17 protein-coding genes are annotated in these 18430 nt (G+C 61.8%); 5 read left to right on the forward strand and 12 right to left on the reverse strand.

Translation table 11 applies throughout. The features are described 5' to 3' along the window. The first annotated feature begins 8 nt into the window (after positions 1-8). From AC07WT_RS11935 to AC07WT_RS11955, 5 genes are read left to right on the forward strand one after another with little or no spacing between them, the layout of a single operon-like run. Complete coding sequence (locus AC07WT_RS11935; RefSeq protein WP_494947242.1) at positions 9-677, forward strand: RraA family protein; 669 nt, start codon at positions 9-11, stop codon at positions 675-677. Further along, positions 674-1339 (forward strand): RraA family protein, encoded by a 666-nt coding sequence (locus tag AC07WT_RS11940; protein ID WP_494947243.1) that lies wholly within the window; start codon positions 674-676, stop codon positions 1337-1339. Before AC07WT_RS11935 ends, AC07WT_RS11940 begins: the two co-directional genes overlap by 4 nt. Beyond that, on the forward strand, positions 1336-1986 hold the full coding sequence (locus tag AC07WT_RS11945) for an RraA family protein (protein WP_494947244.1): 651 nt from the start codon (positions 1336-1338) through the stop codon (positions 1984-1986). Before AC07WT_RS11940 ends, AC07WT_RS11945 begins: the two co-directional genes overlap by 4 nt. Next, positions 1983-3221, forward strand: coding sequence for a pyridoxal phosphate-dependent aminotransferase (locus AC07WT_RS11950; RefSeq protein ID WP_494947245.1), 1239 nt, complete (start codon positions 1983-1985; stop codon positions 3219-3221). Before AC07WT_RS11945 ends, AC07WT_RS11950 begins: the two co-directional genes overlap by 4 nt. Beyond that, the gene (locus AC07WT_RS11955; RefSeq protein WP_494947246.1) at positions 3205-4023 is read left to right on the forward strand and encodes an alpha/beta fold hydrolase; all 819 of its coding nucleotides are present in this window, start codon (positions 3205-3207) and stop codon (positions 4021-4023) included. Before AC07WT_RS11950 ends, AC07WT_RS11955 begins: the two co-directional genes overlap by 17 nt. 251 nt (positions 4024-4274) lie before the next feature. On the opposite strand, the gene iolG is transcribed toward AC07WT_RS11955, so the two are convergent. From iolG to AC07WT_RS12015, 12 genes are all read right to left on the reverse strand, one after another. Further along, a complete protein-coding gene (gene iolG, locus AC07WT_RS11960; RefSeq protein WP_494947247.1) occupies positions 4275-5282 on the reverse strand; it encodes an inositol 2-dehydrogenase in 1008 nt (335 codons plus the stop codon). An 89-nt stretch (positions 5283-5371) separates the two neighbouring features. Then, complete coding sequence (locus AC07WT_RS11965; protein WP_494947248.1) at positions 5372-6493, reverse strand: porin; 1122 nt, start codon at positions 6491-6493, stop codon at positions 5372-5374. A 97-nt stretch (positions 6494-6590) separates the two neighbouring features. Next, the gene (locus AC07WT_RS11970) at positions 6591-6992 is read right to left on the reverse strand and encodes an aldehyde dehydrogenase family protein (protein WP_494947249.1); all 402 of its coding nucleotides are present in this window, start codon (positions 6990-6992) and stop codon (positions 6591-6593) included. Between the two features lie 54 nt (positions 6993-7046). Continuing rightward, a complete protein-coding gene (gene iolB, locus AC07WT_RS11975; RefSeq protein ID WP_494947250.1) occupies positions 7047-7841 on the reverse strand; it encodes a 5-deoxy-glucuronate isomerase in 795 nt (264 codons plus the stop codon). After that, positions 7838-8776, reverse strand: a complete 939-nt coding sequence (gene iolE / locus AC07WT_RS11980) for a myo-inosose-2 dehydratase (RefSeq protein WP_494947251.1) — start codon at positions 8774-8776, stop codon at positions 7838-7840. Before iolE ends, iolB begins: the two co-directional genes overlap by 4 nt. Next, positions 8773-10674 (reverse strand): 3D-(3,5/4)-trihydroxycyclohexane-1,2-dione acylhydrolase (decyclizing), encoded by a 1902-nt coding sequence (gene iolD, locus AC07WT_RS11985; protein ID WP_494947252.1) that lies wholly within the window; start codon positions 10672-10674, stop codon positions 8773-8775. Before iolD ends, iolE begins: the two co-directional genes overlap by 4 nt. Beyond that, complete coding sequence (locus tag AC07WT_RS11990; RefSeq protein ID WP_494947253.1) at positions 10671-12635, reverse strand: bifunctional 5-dehydro-2-deoxygluconokinase/5-dehydro-2-deoxyphosphogluconate aldolase; 1965 nt, start codon at positions 12633-12635, stop codon at positions 10671-10673. The genes iolD and AC07WT_RS11990 overlap by 4 nt, the downstream gene beginning before the upstream one ends. Positions 12636-12676: 41 nt before the next feature. Beyond that, positions 12677-13696 (reverse strand): ABC transporter permease, encoded by a 1020-nt coding sequence (locus AC07WT_RS11995; RefSeq protein WP_494947254.1) that lies wholly within the window; start codon positions 13694-13696, stop codon positions 12677-12679. 32 nt (positions 13697-13728) lie between these two features. Beyond that, on the reverse strand, positions 13729-15381 hold the full coding sequence (locus AC07WT_RS12000; RefSeq protein WP_494947255.1) for a sugar ABC transporter ATP-binding protein: 1653 nt from the start codon (positions 15379-15381) through the stop codon (positions 13729-13731). Positions 15382-15439: 58 nt separating this feature from the next. Next, positions 15440-16369 carry a sugar ABC transporter substrate-binding protein gene (locus AC07WT_RS12005; RefSeq protein ID WP_494947256.1) on the reverse strand — a complete coding sequence of 310 codons (930 nt, stop codon included), beginning with the start codon at positions 16367-16369 and terminating at the stop codon, positions 15440-15442. Between the two features lie 127 nt (positions 16370-16496). Next, on the reverse strand, positions 16497-17354 hold the full coding sequence (locus AC07WT_RS12010; protein WP_494947257.1) for a TIM barrel protein: 858 nt from the start codon (positions 17352-17354) through the stop codon (positions 16497-16499). Between the two features lie 43 nt (positions 17355-17397). Beyond that, the gene (locus AC07WT_RS12015) at positions 17398-18408 is read right to left on the reverse strand and encodes a xylose isomerase (protein ID WP_494947258.1); all 1011 of its coding nucleotides are present in this window, start codon (positions 18406-18408) and stop codon (positions 17398-17400) included. Positions 18409-18430 lie beyond the last annotated feature (22 nt).

Consider the following 18430-nt stretch of genomic DNA (forward strand, 5'->3'; position numbering starts at 1 on the left):
GCACGGCCGTGACTCCAACCTCCCTGCTTGACCGTTTTGCCGCGCTCGACACCAATACGGTGTCCGACGCACTGGACTTCCTTGGTCTTCCCGGCGCGAAGTTCGGCCTGCGTCCCCTGTGGGATTGCCCGAAGATCGTCGGCCGAGCCAGCACTATCCAACTCGGACCGAAGACGGACGCTAGACCGACAGTCCACCTCATTTCTCCCGTCATCGCACAGATCCAGTCAGACGACCGCATTCTGGTTATCGCCGGCGGCATCGACGGAATTTCGTGCTGGGGCGACATTCTTGCGAATGCAGCGCAATTCAAGCGCATTCGTGGTTCCGTGATCGACGGCATGAGCCGCGATATCGAAGGCAGCGAATCGATCGGCTATCCGGTTTTTGGGCGCGGTGTAACCATGATCAGTGCGCGCAATCGGGTCATTCAGGTTTCATCGAGCGAGCCCGTCAGCGTTGCCGGCGTGCTCGTCCATGAAGACGACTATGTCATCGCCGACCGTTGCGGCACTGTATTTGTCCCGGCCGCGCGCATCGAAGAGGTCGTCGAACTGGGCGAACGCATCACCCGGCGGCAGGACGGCATGGTACAGGCCGTGCGCACCGGTCGATCAGTCGCCGAGGTCATGCACGACAAGGAATTTGAGGCTATCAAGGAAGGGAGCAAGTCATGAATCACGAGGATCAGGAACTGGTTGCCCTGTTCGCCGGGCTTGATACACCCGGCGTATCGGACGCGTTAGACAAGCTGGGACTGCCCGGCCAGTGCCTCGGCGTCGCACCGCTGGATAACTACGCGGGCGTGGTCGTCGGTCCGGCATTCACGGTGAAGTATGTTCCGGCGAGCACGCCCGCTGGCACAGTCGGCGACTTTATCGACGATGTCGCGCAAGGCGATGTCGTTGTGATCGATAACGGCGGTCGGACCGACTGCACGGTGTGGGGCGACATCATGACCCAGTACGCGGGGGCTCGCAAGATCGCCGGTACGGTCATCGACGGCGTGTGTCGCGACGTGACGAAAGCACTGGGCGACGGTTATCCCCTGTTCACCAAAGGACGCTACATGCGCACCGGTAAAGACCGCGTTCAGGTTGAGGCCGTCAATGTCCCCGTGTCCATCGGCACGGCACGGGTTGGCGCCCGCGACATCGTCGTCGCCGACGCCAACGGTGTCGTCGTCGTCCCGCGCGAGCGGGCGCGCGAGGTGGCCGCCACGGCCCGACAGATCGAAGCCGTCGAAGCGGATATCCGCGCGCAGATTGCTCAGGGCAAGACACTTGGGGAAGCACGTGAAGCGCTCGGTTACCACACACTGCAACGGAAGGCGTCATGAGCACCCACACTTCAGCACTGGCTTTGCCCGCAGACTTCGCCCAGCGCGCGCGAGCGTTGGGCAGCGCCACGCTCTACGAGGCATCGGGCCTGCCGTGCGCCGTCGATCCCCTGGTGCGGACGATCTGGCCCGGCGCTTTCATCGCGGCCCCAGCGTATCCGCTGGTTTGCTCGCCCGGGGACAACCTGGCGATTCACATCGCCATGGAACGCGTGCCCCGCGGTAGCGTGCTGGTAGTCGGCACCAGCAATTTCGTAGCGGGCTACTGGGGCGAAGTGCTCACGGTAGCGGCTGAGGCTGCGGGCGTGGTGGGCCTGGTCATCGACGGCGGTGTGAGAGACGTTGCCGCCATGACCGCGCGGCGTTTTCCTGTGTTCGCGCGGGGGATCTCGGTGCGCGGGACGGTCAAGGCCAGCGCACCGTCGGTCGGCCAGCACACGATGTTCACCGGCGTACCCGTCGCTCAGGGCGATCTGGTGGTGGCCGATGACGACGGCGTTATCGTTATTCCTGCCGCCGAAGCGGAGCGCACTCTCACTGCCGGAGAAGCGCGCGCAGCGAAGGAAGCGACGATGATGCAACAGCTCACCGAAGGCGCGAGCACGCTAGAACTGATGGGTCTGACGCAGTGGAGAAAAGCGTTATGACGGTGGATCTGCAACGCCTGAACGTGCACCTCGCTAAGGCGCAACCTTCGGCAACCTATCGCATGATGGATCGCGTCGCTGCGAAACGCGCTTCGGGTGCGCGGATCGTCTCGCTGAGTGCAGGCGAGCCGGACTTCGACACGCCGGTCCACATCTGCGACGCGGCCATCGAAGCGATGCGCGCCGGACATACGCGCTATACGCAGGTGGCCGGCATGCGACCGCTACGTGAGGCCGTGGCCGCGAAGTTCCAGCGCGAGAACGGACTCGACGTCAGCTGGCAGGACACCATCATCTGCAGCGGCGGCAAGCAGGTCATCTACAACGCGCTGGCTGCGACGCTTAACGAAGGGGATGAAGTCATCGTTCCCGCACCGTACTGGGTCAGCTACCCGGAGATGGTTCAGTTGTGCGGTGCACGCCCGATCATCGTCACATGCGGCAGCGAGACCGGTTTCAAACTGACAGCAGAGGCATTGGCAAGGGCGATCGGACCTCGCACGCGTTGGCTGATCCTTAACTCGCCGTCGAATCCGACCGGCGCGGTCTACAGTCGAGAGGAACTGGCAGCGCTTGCCGAAGTGCTGCTGGCGCATCCGCATGTGCTCATCCTCTCGGATGACATCTACGAACACCTGATTTTCGACGGCGCGACTTTCCATACGATCGCTCAGGTTGAGCCTCGCCTGATGTCACGCACGCTGACGATGAATGGCGTCTCCAAGGCCTATGCGATGACGGGCTGGCGCATCGGCTTCGGTACCGGGCCTCGCTGGCTGCTCGACGCAATGGAGAAGCTTCAGGGACAGCAGACCTCAGGAGCGAGCGCGATTTCCCAGCATGCCGCGCTGGCTGCGCTCACCGGTCCGCAACAGTTCATCTCCGAATCGCGTTCAGTCTTCGAGCAGCGGCGCGACCTGATGGTGAAGCTGCTCAATCAGGCTCCCGGTCTCAGGTGTGCCCTACCCGGCGGCGCCTTTTATGCGTTTTCCTCGTGCAAGGGATTGATTGGCCGCGTCACGCCCGCTGGAACACGCCTCGATACCGATGAAGACGTAGCAGGCGCAATACTGGACGAAGCCGGCGTCGCCGTCGTGCAAGGCAGTGCCTTTGGGCTCGGCCCATACATCCGGATCGCTTATGCACTCGATGACGACGCACTGATCGACGCATGCCGCGCGATCACGCGCTTCTGCCAATCGCTCAGTGAGGAAAATCATGCCGTTGCCGGGTGAGCTTGCGAAAGAAAACCTGACACTGAGCGTGCAGGGCGTCGAGGTCGATCTCTCCATGATGCTCCGAGCGGGTACCCTGGCGCCCGTCCTGTTCCTGCACGGCTTCGGTTCAACCAAAGAGGATTACGCCGATATCGTTCACCATCCGGCTTTCGACATGCATCCGGTTATCGCATACGATGCACCCGGCTGCGGAGCAACGAACTGCGGCGATCTATCGAAAGTGTCGATCCCTTTCCTCGTAGCGACCGCGACGGCTGTGCTTGATCGCTTCGGAATCGACAGGTTCCATCTCGTCGGGCATTCGATGGGAGGCCTCACCGCCCTCATGCTGGCTCATGACATATCTCAGCGCGTGCTGAGCCTTACCGACATCGAGGGCAACGTGGCGCCCGAGGACTGTTTCCTGAGCCGACAGGTCATCGAATATCCGGCGGAAAGCGCGGAGGAATTCTTCAACGACTTCATAGAACGGACGTGGCATTCGTCGTTCTATTCGTGTCCGCTCTATGCGACGAGCTTGCGTCACAAGGTCCGTGCCGAAGCGGTGCGCGGCATCTTCAGATCCATGGTCGAGTTGTCCGACCACGGGGACCTGATGACGAAATTCCTGTCGTTGCCGTTCCCGCGGATGTTCATGTATGGCGAGCAGAACGCTACGCTCTCATATCTGTCCCATCTTCAGGGTCATGGCGTGGAACTGGCGGAAATCTCGCACAGCGGGCATTTCCCCATGTATTCAAATCCCGTGGAAATGTGGAATCGCCTGGCGCGGTTTCTGGCGGTAGCGTCCCCCGCTTAAGTCACGGAGTACCAGAATTGCGTGCACTCTACGCAACGCGGCAAGGCAAAAATCTTCGGATTAGAAATTTGGCGCGATGTCGAAAATCCGTACGCACTCTACCGCGAGCGGCCTGCAAGCCACTGCAACCGCCCTTCACGGATGAGCGTGAGCAACAGGCCATGAACCAGCAATCTGACGTCCAAAGATGATGTACGCGGGAACGCACTCCCGCGCTTAAGAGGATGCCGATATGCCACGTCAGAAAGGCGCTACGCTCCACTCCCAGACTCGACCTGAAGTGTCTCGCCTTTCCTTTGCCACGAAAGCGTAGCGAGTTGAGCCAACTCGAGTGCCTTGACGCCATCGTCGATTGTCGTACGCACAGGTGTGCCTGTGGTTAGCGCCGCGACAAAATTTGCCATCTCCGCAGCGTAGGCCTGCCGATAGCGCTCGAGAAAAAACGGCTGCGGTACATCGATCGACACAGCACTTGCCGACCAGCCGGTCACTTCGGTCGGCCGCACATTGCCCGCCTGCAACATGCCCTTGCTGCCGAGCACTTCGAAGCGCTGATCGTAGCCATAGGCTGCCCGCCGCGACGTATTGATCTGGCACAGGAGCCCGCGCCGGGTGCGAATCGTCACCGCGGTCGAATCGATATCGCCCGCATCCTGAACAGCCGGATCGGTCAGGCAACTGCCGGTGGCGTGAAGCGTTTGCGCCTCGTCGCCCAGGATCCAGCGAAACACATCCAGATCGTGGATCAGCATGTCCTTGAAAATGCCGCCCGAACTCTTGATGTATTCGACAGGCGGCGCCCCTGGATCGCGGCTCGTGATGATCAGCATTTCTGGATCGCCGATCTCGCCGCGCTCGATGCGCGTCTTGAGCGCCGCGAACGTCGGATCGAAACGGCGCTGAAAGCCGATCATGCAGATCACACCATTGCGCGCAACCGCCGCTGCACTCTCACGTGAACGTTCGACCGTCAAGTCCACCGGCTTTTCGCAGAACACGGCTTTCCCTGCGTTCGCCGCCTTGATAATCAGATCCGCATGCGTATTCGTGCTCGACGCGATGACAACTGCGCCGATCGAAGGATCACCCAGCGCGCCTTCGACGTCCGTCACTTTCGCGCCGTGCATCTGCGCGAGCGCCTGTGCCGAAGGCGCGTGCATGTCGACCACATACTTGAGCCGCACGCCCGCCTGACGTACAAGGTTCGCTGCATGAATCTTGCCGATGCGGCCGGCTCCGAACAAAGCAATGTCAATCATCGTATTCTCCCGTTTTATGGGTTTCGTCGAAATGAAGCTCTTGCCCGTGGGCAAGAGCGGTAAATAGCGCGTGACATCAACACACTTTGTTAGAACGAGTGGTTGATGCCGATATAACCGCCGGTCTGCGAACGCCCGGGCAAGGGGTTGTCGAGATTGTCGTTATTCAGACCGGGGTTGTTGTTCACCACAGAAAAATTCGACCCGCTCGCGTTGCGCACGTGCGCAACCGTCGCATACAGGAGCGTGCGCTTCGACAGGCTGTACGTTGCACCCGTCGCGAACATCGTTGCGTGGCCGGACGGATCGTGTGTCGCGTCTCCCGCACCAGACCCGACATGGATGTAGTACACAGCGCCGCTGAGCGTCAGCGCCGGCGTCGGCCGATACTGCCCGCCAAACCAGTAGTGATCCGCGCTGCGCGCAAGACCGGCAGGTGTGTCCGGCGCGCTGAGATGCGTGTAGGCAGTCTGCAGCGTGAGCGCATCCAGATACAGGTTGGCGCCAACAAAGAATTCCCGTGAGCTGGCGAAGACATTGCTCATGCGCCCGTTCGGGTCCCGTAATTCGTCGTACATGCCCCGCAGCATGAACAACGCGCTCCGGTAGGTCAGTTGCACCCCGTCGCTACGACCGGCTTCGTCGGCGGCTCCGTGATTAAATGCGCCGGGCTGATTGCCGAGCGCATACTGCAAATGCGCACTGAAACCGTTAATGGAAGGCGACTGATATTCAATGTTGTTGCTTGTGATCGGCACATTGCGGCTTCGTACGAGTGCGGTGGACGAATAGGCCTGCTGCACCATCGGGTCCGCGTCCCACTGATCATTCGCAATGAACAGATTGCGTCCCATCTGAAGCCGCCCGTACTGTTCGCTGTTGAGCCCGACCAACGCCTTCCGGCTAAAGAGGCGCCCTCCGCTGCTGCCGGCATTTCCCGACATCAGGTTCGTACCCGATTCGAGATTGAAAATGACTGCCAGCCCCCCGCCCAGGTCCTCCTTGCCGAGCAACCCGAACCGGCTCGCCCCAAAGTCGCTACTTTCAGCGCGCAAACGCGACGCAGTCGTGCCGGTCCCCGTCTGCACCTGGCTGAGAAAATCGAAGCCAGCATCCGCGACGCCGTAAAGCGTCACCGAGCTTTGTGCCTGCGCTGTTGCAACAGTGAATGAACATGCACCGATCAGTACACTAAAAAATGCCTTCTTCATTGTGTCTCCATAACCATGGTCGTTTGTTATGTAAAAGCCGTCGCCCGCACCGTCGTATGCCGCGATGCTTCGTCTTTTCAATCGGGGACGGTCGGACCTACATCGTCGGCATTGCAAACTCTGCGCCCTGTGCGCGACCGCCTAGCCAGCGTTGCGTGACGGCCTTTTCATCGGACAGAACCTTGCCGTGCTCTGCTGTAATCGTCGCAGCGAGCCGGTCGACGTTGCGTTCGATCAGTTCCTTGAAACGGAACATGATGCGGGCACGCTTGAGAGGGGGCATCGCCGCCCATGCCGGGAATGCCGACGCGGCCGCAGTCACCGCGGCGTCGACGTCGCTTTGTGAGGCAAGTGCGACGTACGAAGCAATGTCGCCGGTCGCGGGGTTATAAACGGGAGCCCGGCGTTCACTCGAGCCGCGTCTATGCTTGCCACCAAAAAAATGCGCCGTTACCGTCACATCACCTTGTAAAGACGTACTGATTCCTGCCGCTTCCATAAGGCATCCTTCTCATAGATTACAAAAAACAACTACGGGAATCGCGATTCCCGGCTATCGCGACAACATCCACTCGTGAGCGGGATCGTTCTTGAAGTGCCACGCGCGCTTCGGCCCAGCCATCACGTTCAGGTAGTAGCCGTCGTAGCCATGCGGCATCACCACCGGGTGATAGCCGCGCGGCACCATGACCACGTCGTGATCCTCGACCGCCAGCGCTTCATCGATGTCGCGCGCGTCGGTATAGACACGCTGGAAGGCGAAGCCTTGCGGCGGATTGAGGCGGTGGTAATAGGTCTCTTCCAGGTAGCTTTCCACCGGTATATCGTCCACGTCGTGCTTGTGCGGCGGATAGCTCGACGCGTGTCCCGCTGGTGTCAGCACCTCGACTACCAGCAACGACTCGGCGGGCTCGGTTTGAGGAAGAATGTCGCAAACGTAGCGCGTATTCGTTCCACTGCCGCGCACCGAACGGGCAATCGTGTCCGGCTCGATCAGGCGAGCTTCGTACCGCCCTTCGGCCGGCGCGCTGGCCAGTGCGATTTCGGCATCGTCGTGCGCGTCGATCGACACTGCGGTATGGGGTGGCACGTAGACGGCATACGGCGAGCGCGCCTCGAAGACGCTGCGTCGCGCGCCGATCTCGCGCCACGTCTGCTCTGGCATGCCGACACTGACCACGCCCGTGAGCACGACCACACACATCTCGGTCGCGCCGGTATTGAACGTCACCTGTTCGCCACGCGCGAGCCGTTGAGCGGCAAAACCAACGTGACGCCATCCGGCGCTATCAGGCGTGACTGTGACAATCTCGCGCCCCGCCGGCTTTCCCTTGACGAGCAGGCTCATGCGGCCTCCCGCTGCGCGGCGGCACGATCGACCAGCGCACGCAGATGCCGATAGCCGCTTTGCGCGTACGCAAGGCTCGGCGCCACCGCCGGGTCCTGCTCGGCTTCGACGACGAGCCAGCCGCGATAGCCGTGATCGCGTAGTTGCCGGATTAAAGGCGCGAAGTCGATCGCTCCGTCGCCCGGCACCGTGAAGGCGCCGTTAATCACAGCATCGAGGAAACTCCATTGACGGTTGCGCGCAATTTCGACGATCTCAGGCCGGACGTCCTTGAAATGGACGTGGCAAACGCGGGCGATATGTCGGGTGAGCATTTCCAGGGGCGCAGCGCCGCTGTATGTCGTCTTGCTCCCGGCGAATGCTGCATGACCGCTATCGAACAGCAAGCCGACGTCGTCGCAGGTGAGCGCCATCAGACGGTCGACGTCTTCCGGTGTTTCGACATAAGCGCCCATGTGATGGTGATAAGCGAGGCGTACACCGTGCGAAAGCGTGTACCGCGCCACCGTGTCCAACCGGTCCGCGTAGCGCCGCCACTGCTCGTCCGTAAAGAAACGCGGGCGCTTGAGGAGCGGGACGTTACGTTCGCCCTGGATCGAGCCGGCGACCTCGCCGTAGACCATCACCTTCGCACCGCCCTGTGCAAGCAGCGCGAGATGCGAACCGAGCGCGGCGATTTCCTTATCAGCGCTACGTTCGGCGAGACGCCCCGAGTACCAGCCCGACACCAGTTCGAGCTGATGACGCGACAGCACCTCGCGCAACGCGCGCGGTTCGCGCGGAAACTTGTTGCCTAGTTCGAAACCTTGATAGCCGATTTCCCGGCCCTCGGTGAGCGCGACCTCGAGTGGCGTCTCGCGACCGAGCGAAGGCAGATCGTCGTTGAACCACGAGATAGGATTGATGCCGATTTTTACATCGAAGGAATTCGTCATAGCGGGCTCTTTTGCTGTTGCTTGCTCCGTTCATAATCCGCGCGTGCCGCCCGCACCTCATCGCGGGAGGACACTTCGGGTACCGCGACTTCCCACCAGCAGCCGCCTTCGGCCGTTGTGCGAGCGGGGTCCGTGTCGATACAGATCACATAGGTGCGATCGGAATCGCGTGCACGCTCGAGCGCGGGTGCGAGTTCGGCGAGGCTTGCCACGTGTTCGGCGCCCGCGCCGAGGGACGCGGCATGGGCGGCGAAGTCGATCTGTGGCGCGCCGAGCGGCCCCTGAACACAGTCGTCCAGAAGATTGTTGAACGGTGCGCTGCCGCACGCCTGTTGCAGACGATTGATGCAACCATAGCCGCGGTTATCGAGTACGACGATGATGAGCTTCGCGCCGAGCATCACCGACGTGGCAATCTCGCTGTTCATCATCAGATAGCTGCCGTCGCCGACCATCACGATCACTTCTCGATCCGGCTGCGCCAGCTTGACACCCAGACCGCCCGCGATCTCGTAGCCCATGCACGAGTAGCCATACTCCACGTGATAACCGCCCGGCCGCGTGGTGCGCCATAGCTTGTGCAGCTCCGCAGGCAGCGTGCCCGCCGCGCAAACGACGATATCGTGCGACGGCGAATCCGCGTGTGAACGCTGTACCGCGCCGATCACGTTGCCGTCGTACGGCAATTGGTCCGGCGCTAGTTCACGCCGGCCGGTGATCTTGCTGACCGTTGCGCGCCAGCTATCGGCGGCTGTGCGCGCCCTGTCCTGCCACGCCACGCTGCTTCGCCATGCGCCCTTCGTTTCAGGCGTTGCAGCGGACAATTCGCGCGACAGCGCATCGAGTGCGAGCCGCGCATCGGCGAGCAACGCTATGCCGCGCGCCTTGCCCGCATCGAACGCATTCACGTTGATCGTCACGACGCGCGCTTGCCCGAACAGCGAATGGGACCCAGTGGTGAAGTCCTGCAAGCGCGTACCGATGGCGATCACGACATCCGCTTCCCGAGCGAGCGTATTGGCGGCTGGTGAGCCGGTGACGCCGACCGAGCCCAGTTGCAGCGGATGATCCCAGCTCAACGCGCCTTTGCCGGCCTGCGTTTCGCACACGGGCACGCCGTGCCGCTCACAAAACGCGCGCAGCGCGGCACTGGCCCGCCCGTACAGCACGCCGCCGCCGGCCACGATCAACGGACGCTGCGCCGCGCGTATCGCCGCGGCGGCCGCGGCCAGTTGATCCTGCTCAGGTGACGGCGCACGAAAACTCACCACAGCAGGCTCGAAGAATTCGACCGGATAGTCGTATGCATGCGTCTGCACGTCCTGCGGCAACGCCAGCGTGACCGGACCACACAGCGCCGGATCGGTCAGCATGCGCACCGCCCGCGGCAGCGCGCTCAGCAATTGCTCCGGCGCGACGATCCGGTCGAAATAGCGCGACACGGGTTTCAGGCAATCATTGGCGGAGACCGTCCCGTCGTGAAAGTCTTCGATTTGCTGCAGGACCGGATCAGGCGCGCGTGAAACGAAGGTATCGCCAGGCAACAGCAGTACCGGCAAACGATTCACGTGCGCAAGCGCCGCCGCGGTAACCAGATTGGTGGCGCCTGGACCAATCGACGACGTACAAGCCATCATCCGGCGCCGCATATGCGCCTTCGCATAGGCAATCGCGGCGTGAGCCATGGCCTGCTCGTTGTGCGCACGCAAAGTGGGCAACGCGTCACGCTGCTGATACAGCGCTTCGCCGAGTCCCGCGACGTTGCCGTGTCCGAAGATCGCGAATACGCCGCCAAACAACGGGACGGGCGTAGCCCGGTCGTCATCGGCTGGCGCACGCAACGCGGCCAGATACTTGACGAGCGCCTGTGCGGTAGTCAGTCGGACGGTGCGCGTCATGCGGCTTGCTCCTCACGCGGCACTTCCGTGATGGGGTTACGCGATGTTCGCCACAGGCCGATCAACGTCTCGAAGTTGCTGCGCACCTGGTCGATCAGCATCCGATCGTCGATCTCACCCGCGAGCCAGGCCCGGCCCGGTTCCTGGAAGATCGTGCGGCCCACGGTAAACCCGCGGCATGTCGTGCTCGAGCGCGCCGCCTCGAAGCCTTCAGCCAACTGAGCAACCGGCGCATTCAGGCCTAGTAGCACAACACCACGGCAGTAGGGATCGCGTTCCTCGATCAGTGCATCGATGTCGCGCCATGCGTCTGCACTCATCGGCTCCAGCTTCCACCAGTCGGGATAAATACCAAGGTTATAGAGGCGCTTGAGTGCCCGATGCACAGTGTCCTGCGCCTGTGGGCGATCCTTCGGCGGAATCACTTCGAGCAGCAGTTCGTGACCGCTTGCCTGCGTCGCGTCATAGAGCGCACGAAGCTGGCTTTCCTGCTCGAGCCGATGCAGCGCTTCATCGTCCGGATGGTATTGAACCAGGCATTTGACGATGTGCTCGCCAGGCCAGCTTGTGAGCGCCGTACCGATCGAGCGGCCATGTTCGAATTCCAGCGGGTTCGATCCGGGCAACTCGACGGGGCGGCCGATCCACCAGCCACGGCCCGTTGCCGCGTTTAACGCATCCTGTCCATAGCGGTCGTCGATCAGCACCGCGATCCTGCCGGCGTAGCCACCGGCCATTTCGGTTTCTTCGACCGCTCGCACGAAAAGCTGCTTGAGCGTCGCAATGCGCGCTTCATCGGCGCCAGCCCGCTGCGCCATTTCGAAGAACTGATTGCGATGGTCGAACGCGAAGCCGAGCACTTCGTCCCAGTGCTTGCGCGGCACGCTCACACGATGCAGACGTGCGAGCGCCGCGTCTTGATCGGGACGGCGCAAACGGTCGGCGTGGGCGAGGAAGTACTCCAGTTCGGCCGGCGTGGGCATGGCCGGTGCGCAGGCGTGGCGCGATACGACGAGCGCGCCACAGGCGTTTGCATAGGCGCAGCAAATTGCATAGTCGGCGCCTGTTAGCCATCCTTTGAGAAAGCCGGAGATAAACGCATCACCCGCACCGAGTACATTTATGACCTCGACCTCAACGCCACGAAAATGCCGGTCTCCATTGAGGTCTGCCGGAATCTGGCCGTCGATCACCGTGCAACCCAGCGGGCCGCGTTTGACGACCAGCGTGGCCGTACTCACGGCGCGCACCGAGCGCAGGGCTTCGAGCAGATCTTCGAACCCGCCGGCGATGCAGAACTCCTCTTCCGTGCCGACGATCAGATCAAACTTCGGCAAGATGCCACGCAGATGCGCGCTCACGCTGCCGTCGGCGATAAAGCGCGTTTCGCCGTCCGCTTTGCCCGTCAGACCCCACAGCACCGGCCGATAGTCGATATCGAGCACGGTGCGCACACCGTTGCGCCGCGCATAGTCAAGCGCCGTCATGCTCGCGCGATGCACCCCTTCAGTCGAGAAATGCGTCCCGGTAATCAGCAGCGCCTTGCTGGAAGCGATGAACGCTTCGTCGAAGTCCGTCTCGTCGAGCGCCATGTCGGCGCAGTTTTCGCGATGAAACACGAGCGGGAATGTGCTGCGATCTTTCAGACCGAGCAGCACGAGTGCCGTCAGACGCTCCATGTCGGTCTTCACGTGGCTGACGTCGCAGCCTTCCTTTGCCAGCGCGCCGACGAGGAACCGGCCCATGTGGTCATTACCGACGCGCGAAAGCATGGCTGACTTCAATCCCAGGCGGGCGCAGCCGAACGCGATGTTGGCCGACGAGCCGCCCAGATACCGTGAAAAGCTGGTGACGTCTTCGAGCCGGGCACCGATTTGTTGCGCATAGAGGTCGACCGCGAGGCGGCCCAGACAGACGATGTCCAGTGGCCGGTCTGTAGCGAAAGAGGTGGGATGGTTCATATGCGATTGCACCGAAATAGATGACGGATGGATAGCGTTGCTTAGCGGGCACGCCGCTTGCGGTATTGGTCGGCGATCACGGCCGCGACGATAATCATTCCCTTGACGATTTCCTGGATGTACGAGTCGATGCCCAGAAAGGTGAAGCCGCTCGAGATCACGCCGAGGATCAATGCGCCGATCACCGCGCCGGTGATCCGACCCACGCCGCCGGCGAGACTGGTGCCGCCGATCACGGCCGCGGCAATGGCGTCGAGTTCATATGACATGCCCATGCCGGACTGGCTCGTCTGCGCGCGCGCCGAGACGACCACACCAGCCAGCCCCGTCAGCAGCCCGGCAATCGTGTAGACGGCCACCAGATTGCGCCCGACGCCGATGCCCGACACGCGCGCCGCCTGCACATTGCCGCCGATCGCATACAGGCATTTACCGAAACGCGTGTAGCGCAGCACGATGTGGAAGACGAGCGCAGCCAGCAGAAAGATCGCCACCGGCTTCGCGCCGCTGCCGATTGCCGAGTACGCGTCGGTGAACATGCTGATGGGTTGGCCGTGCGTGTAGTAGCGCGCCAGTCCACGCGCCGACACCATCATGCCGAGCGTGACGATGAAGGGCGGCACACCGGTGCGCACGATCAACGTACCGTTGATCAGGCCGCAAATTCCGCCCGTCAGCACACCCACCGCAACCGGCACGAGCACCGGCAGATCGACGAGTCCTGGAAACACCGTGCGCCCGAAACCCGATGTCTGCGCGAGGCTGCCGGCAATCATCGCGGATAGCGCGACCACGGACCCGGATGACAGATCGATGCCGCCCGCGATGATGATCATCGTCACGCCGACAGCGATCAGCCCAATTTCGGACACGCGCAACACCATGATCAGCAGGCCCTGCGGGTTGTAGAGAAACGATTGGCCGCGCTCGATCCAGCCGAGCGCTTCGAAGACCAGCGCGATACCGAGCAGCACGAGCAGAATGCTGGTCTCCTGCGGTAAGCGCCAGTTACGTGGAGCAGGACGCTGAATGTCCGGAGTGAGGATTGCTGAGTTACGCATAGTTGTCTCCTGTGTCGATCGGAGTTAGCGCTTTAGCGCTTACTCCGGTCCCATGCAACGCTGTCGATCGGAGTTAGCGCTTTAGCGCTTACTCCGGTCCCATGCAAGATGGTTGTTGCCGTTACCGCTGATTCAGGCTGCTCGCCGGAAGCGAGCGCCATGATGCTTTCCTGCGTCGCGCTCGCACGAGGCAGAACACCGCTGACGGTACCCTCGTGCATCACCACGATCCGGTCGCTCATGCCCATCACTTCAGGCAGTTCAGACGAGATCATGATGATCGCGACACCCTCCCTTGCGAGCTGCGTGATCAGCGTATGGATCTCCGCCTTCGCGCCGACGTCGACGCCGCGCGTCGGCTCATCGAGGATCAGGATCTTCGGTTTGTTCAACAGCCAGCGCGCGAGCAGTACTTTCTGCTGGTTGCCGCCGCTCAGGTTCTCGATGACTTCGTGCAGGCCGGGCGTCTTGACCTTCAGTTGACGGCACATATCGGCGCACGAAACGTTCACGCGCTTTTGCCGGACGAAGCCCAGCGCGCAATTGCGGCGCAACGCCGAAATCTGCATATTTTCGCCGACGGAAAGCTGAAGGAACAGCCCAGTACTCTTGCGATCCTCGGTGAGAAACGCAACACCCGCGGCGATCGCCTGTTGCGGAGAACGAATCGCCCGGCGTCTGCCGTCGAAAAGCACTTCGCCTTCGTCCGCCGGATAGATGCCGAAGATCGATTCCATCACCTCCGTGCGCCCGGACCCCATCAGACCGGCCACGCCGAGAATCTCGCCGTACCGAAGGTCGAAGCTGACGTTCGAGAATGCCCCGCGGCGGCCGAGGTTGCGCACGGCGAGTGCTACTTCGCCGAGCTCGACTTCCATCTTGGGAAAGACCTGCGTGAGTTCACGGCCCACCATCGCCGCAATCAGCGATTGCTTGTCAAACTCTTTCGCCGTGCGCGTCACGATATGGTGACCGTCCCGGAAGATCGAAATATCGTCGGCGATCTGGAACACCTCATCCATCTTGTGCGTGATGTAGATGATCGCCTTGCCTTGCACCTTCAGCTCGCCGATGATCCGGAACAGATGCTCGACTTCCTTGTCGGTGATCGCCGAGGTCGGTTCGTCCATGATCAGCAGATCGGAGTCGAAGGACACCGCCTTGGCGATTTCCACCATCTGGCGGTTCGCAATACTCAGGCTGCCCAGTTGCACCTGCGGATCGATCTCGATGCCGAGTTGCGCGAACAGTTCGCCGGTGCACCGGTTCAGCGCGCGATGGTCGATCAGGCCCAGCAGATTGCGCGGCTCGCGGCCGATCCAGATGTTCTCCGCCACCGTCATGCAGGGCAGCAGATTCAGCTCCTGGTGAATCATCGCTATACCGCGGTCGAGTGCGTCGCGCGGTGACTTCAGCGCAATCGGTTTGCCTTTGAAATGCAACGAGCCGTCATCGGGAAAATAGACGCCCGCGATGATTTTCATCATCGTCGACTTGCCGGCGCCGTTTTCGCCCATCAGCGCATGCACCCGGCCGGCGTGGATGTCGATCGACACGTCGTCGAGCGCGATCACGCCGGGAAAGGCTTTGCGGATCTTGCGGGCGGCGAAGATCGGCTCGTGCGCCGCCGACGTAGCGACGTGTTCCGTCCGAGCGGCCTGCGCTCTCATGGTGAGATCTGACATAGTGGCACTCCCTCTGTGGATGAAACGGGGCGCGCGCGGCGCCCCGAGGTCATGCGGGCTATTTGTTCAGAAAGCTCTTGTAGTTATCCGGTGTGACGAGTTGATAAGGGATCCAGTCTTCTTTGGGCACGCTCTTGTCGCCGCCGGCCACCTTGATCGCGGTATCGACCGCAGCCTTGCCCTGCCCTCGCGCGTCCTGGAACACGGTGACAGCGAGATCGCCCTTGGCCATCGCGTTCAAAGCTTCCTTGGTCGCATCTACCCCGCCGACCAGCACGCTTTTCGGCGAGACGCCGGCCTGCTTCATCGCAATCAACGCGCCGAGCGCCATCTCGTCGTTGTTCGCGGCGATCGCATCGAACTTCTTGCCGGAGCTCAGCCACTGGCTCATCAGGTTGATGCCCTGGCTGCGGTCGAAGTTCGCGGTTTGCTCCTCGACGATCTTGATGCCCGGATTCTTCGCGACGATATCCTTCACCCCGCGCGTACGGTCCCGCGTTGCATCGGTCGACAGCTCACCGAGCATGATGGCGATATTGCCTTTGCCTTTGAGTTGCTTCGCGAGGTAATCCATTTGCAGATGCCCGGCCACGAGGCTGTCCGAGCCGACGAACCAGGCGCCGTTGCCCATCGGCTCATCCGGCTTGCGATTGACGTAGACGATCGGGATACCGGCCTTGCGTGCGGTGTCGGTCATTCGTCTGGTTGCCGCCGCGTCGGCGGGATTGACGATGATCGCCGCCACCCGCTGCGACACGAAGCTCTCGACCTGGCTGACCTGCCGCCCCACGTCGCCTTGCGCATCCTCGAAGTCAAGGTTGATGTCTTTGTGCGCTTTACCTTCGGTCGCCATTGCGTCGCGCACCGTGGTCAGGAAGTTGTCGTCGAAGTGCGCCATCGAGACGCCTATCGTCGTACTTGCCATTGCGGAAATCGGCAGCACCGCCGCGAACGACAACGCGAGCAGGGATCGGGTAAAGAATTTCATTGACATGTCTCCTATCAGTTGATTGAACCCGCGCGGCCTATCGGTCTGATGCCAAGGTCCGCGCGGCAAACTTTCATGCGGCGTTCACGTTCTCTATCTATTTCTATGCGTGACGTGAAAGACCCTGCTACGCGGCCTTGCGCACCTGTGCCGACTCGACGCCCGCGCGGATATAAGCGATGCTGTCGCGCAAGCGGCGCTCGATGTCGTCAGCGCCGGCGATTTCCTCGGCGAACGGCTCGAACGATACGTGGCCGCGGTAGCCACGCGCAAACAGCTCGTTCAGCTGACGGATGTTGCCGAGCCGATCGTCCGCACCGACCAGCACACGGTGCCCGTCGCGCATCTGGTCAACGGGCAGGCCGCCATCCTCGACGCCCGACACGTGGATCAGACCCGTGAGGTCCGGAAAGAAAATGTCTTCGCCCGACAGGTGGTGATGAAACGTGTCGTGCACCAACCGGAAATGGCGCTCGCCTGCCGCGTCGTAAATGGCCTTGACCGCATCGGATTTACGCCGCACCGCGCATTCCTCGAAGCCGAGCGGTTCGATCAGACCGAGCAGTTCGTGATAGTCGAGGATCGGCTTAAGTTGCCTGAGCGCATTAACCAGATCGGCGTGACGCTCGCTTGCCGTGCGTTGATCCTGCCGGCTGTTGGTCGGGCACAGGACAATCGCGCGAGCGCCGCAGTCAGCGGCATAGCGCGACAATGCCAGTGCTTCCTTCGCGCGAGTCGCATCGAAGCGATCAAAGCGCTGCAGCGCATTGATCGACAGGATCGCCAGACCCGCTGCCAGGCTAAGTGCCTTGATATCACCGGCAGGCGTGCCGTCGTTGATCTCGACGCCTTCGAGGTCGTTGCGGATCTCGATCGCATCAACCGCGAGCCGCTGGCAAAGCGCGGCATATTCGGCAAACGCCAGCCGCGGTGCACTCATGCGATTCAGGGAAAATTGCAGCGCGTCGTCACTCGTCAATGTCATCTGTGTCTCCAGTTATAGCGAACGAATGGGTTCTCTTTCAGGTTCATGCCGTTATGGCGGTCTGTCCGCCGGTCTGCTCCAGCCATGTGTTGCGCAGCCATGCTGCGCATGCAACGTTATTCTCGAAGATCGAATACCCCGTACCGCCGCCGTAGTCGGCAAACGGGATGAACTCGCAGCTGATGTGCCGCGGTGTGGAAATTCCACCTTGTGCGCGTGCGTTGAGCAGATGCCGTACGGCGTTCTTCCACGGCAGAAGCGCTGCCTCATCCCAGCTACCGTCCCATTGATCCGCAGCCGGACGCACGAACGGATATTGAATGCCGCGGCCAGGTCTGCCATCGGGACGACGCATGCGGGAATTGCGCGGGTTGTTCGGTGTGACACTGCGCGCGTGGGCGTGATGAACCCAGCCGCGTGCGATCCACTGTTTGAAGATCGCATCAGGGGAATCGGGATCGAGCACGATCTCGCCGGCCTCGACCAACGCACGGATTCTTGATGCATCGAGTTCTTCGTCATTGCCGATCTTGAAGATCAGATGCGAATGATCGAGCGTGAGGCGCAGTGCAATGCCGTCGCGCGCCAACAGTTCGCCAACCCGGCTAACCCGGCCGAAGTCTTCATTCCACATATCAACGTGCACTTCGAGGCTCGGCAGGCAGTCAAGCGGGGCCGCCCATTCGCATGCCTGCACGTAAAACCGCGCGACCTCGGCATCGGTGAGGCGATGTCCGTCGGCATGATTCGCGTAGAGCTGGCAATTCAGTACCTTCGAGCCGAAGCGCGGCGCCCACTCGATCACGTGCCGCAGATGCGCTTCGTCGCGGCCCGCACAAAAGATGCCGCCGATCACGCGAACCGGCAACGCGTAGCGCTCGCTCAACTCGACATAGCGCGCAAGTGCGACGCCTTCGGGCGGATTCATCTCGACATAGTCGAACACGCCCGCGTCAGCGATCATCCGGAATTGCGTTTCAGCGCTGACGGGCGGCATGTCATCGCGATGCAGCACGCCGTCGATATTGACGCCGATGTGAAGAGTGGGGTTCATGGTGTCTTTGTATTGGAGCGAT

The organism is Paraburkholderia sp. GW821-FHT02A12 (assembly GCF_059422005.1).

Excerpts from the sequence above, each read along its gene's own strand:
- AC07WT_RS11970 (WP_494947249.1), bottom strand. The coding sequence starts at position 6,992 with ATGGAAGCGGCAGGAATCAGTACGTCTTTACAAGGTGATGTGACGGTA.
- AC07WT_RS11940 (WP_494947243.1), top strand. The coding sequence starts at position 674 with ATGAATCACGAGGATCAGGAACTGGTTGCCCTGTTCGCCGGGCTTGAT.
- AC07WT_RS11945 (WP_494947244.1), top strand. The coding sequence starts at position 1,336 with ATGAGCACCCACACTTCAGCACTGGCTTTGCCCGCAGACTTCGCCCAG.
- AC07WT_RS11995 (WP_494947254.1), bottom strand. The coding sequence starts at position 13,696 with ATGCGTAACTCAGCAATCCTCACTCCGGACATTCAGCGTCCTGCTCCA.
- AC07WT_RS12015 (WP_494947258.1), bottom strand. The coding sequence starts at position 18,408 with ATGAACCCCACTCTTCACATCGGCGTCAATATCGACGGCGTGCTGCAT.
- iolG (WP_494947247.1), bottom strand. The coding sequence starts at position 5,282 with ATGATTGACATTGCTTTGTTCGGAGCCGGCCGCATCGGCAAGATTCAT.
- AC07WT_RS11955 (WP_494947246.1), top strand. The coding sequence starts at position 3,205 with ATGCCGTTGCCGGGTGAGCTTGCGAAAGAAAACCTGACACTGAGCGTG.
- iolE (WP_494947251.1), bottom strand. The coding sequence starts at position 8,776 with ATGACGAATTCCTTCGATGTAAAAATCGGCATCAATCCTATCTCGTGG.
- AC07WT_RS12010 (WP_494947257.1), bottom strand. The coding sequence starts at position 17,354 with ATGACATTGACGAGTGACGACGCGCTGCAATTTTCCCTGAATCGCATG.
- iolB (WP_494947250.1), bottom strand. The coding sequence starts at position 7,841 with ATGAGCCTGCTCGTCAAGGGAAAGCCGGCGGGGCGCGAGATTGTCACA.
- AC07WT_RS12000 (WP_494947255.1), bottom strand. The coding sequence starts at position 15,381 with ATGTCAGATCTCACCATGAGAGCGCAGGCCGCTCGGACGGAACACGTC.
- AC07WT_RS11965 (WP_494947248.1), bottom strand. The coding sequence starts at position 6,493 with ATGAAGAAGGCATTTTTTAGTGTACTGATCGGTGCATGTTCATTCACT.
- iolD (WP_494947252.1), bottom strand. The coding sequence starts at position 10,674 with ATGACGCGCACCGTCCGACTGACTACCGCACAGGCGCTCGTCAAGTAT.
- AC07WT_RS11990 (WP_494947253.1), bottom strand. The coding sequence starts at position 12,635 with ATGAACCATCCCACCTCTTTCGCTACAGACCGGCCACTGGACATCGTC.
- AC07WT_RS12005 (WP_494947256.1), bottom strand. The coding sequence starts at position 16,369 with ATGAAATTCTTTACCCGATCCCTGCTCGCGTTGTCGTTCGCGGCGGTG.
- AC07WT_RS11950 (WP_494947245.1), top strand. The coding sequence starts at position 1,983 with ATGACGGTGGATCTGCAACGCCTGAACGTGCACCTCGCTAAGGCGCAA.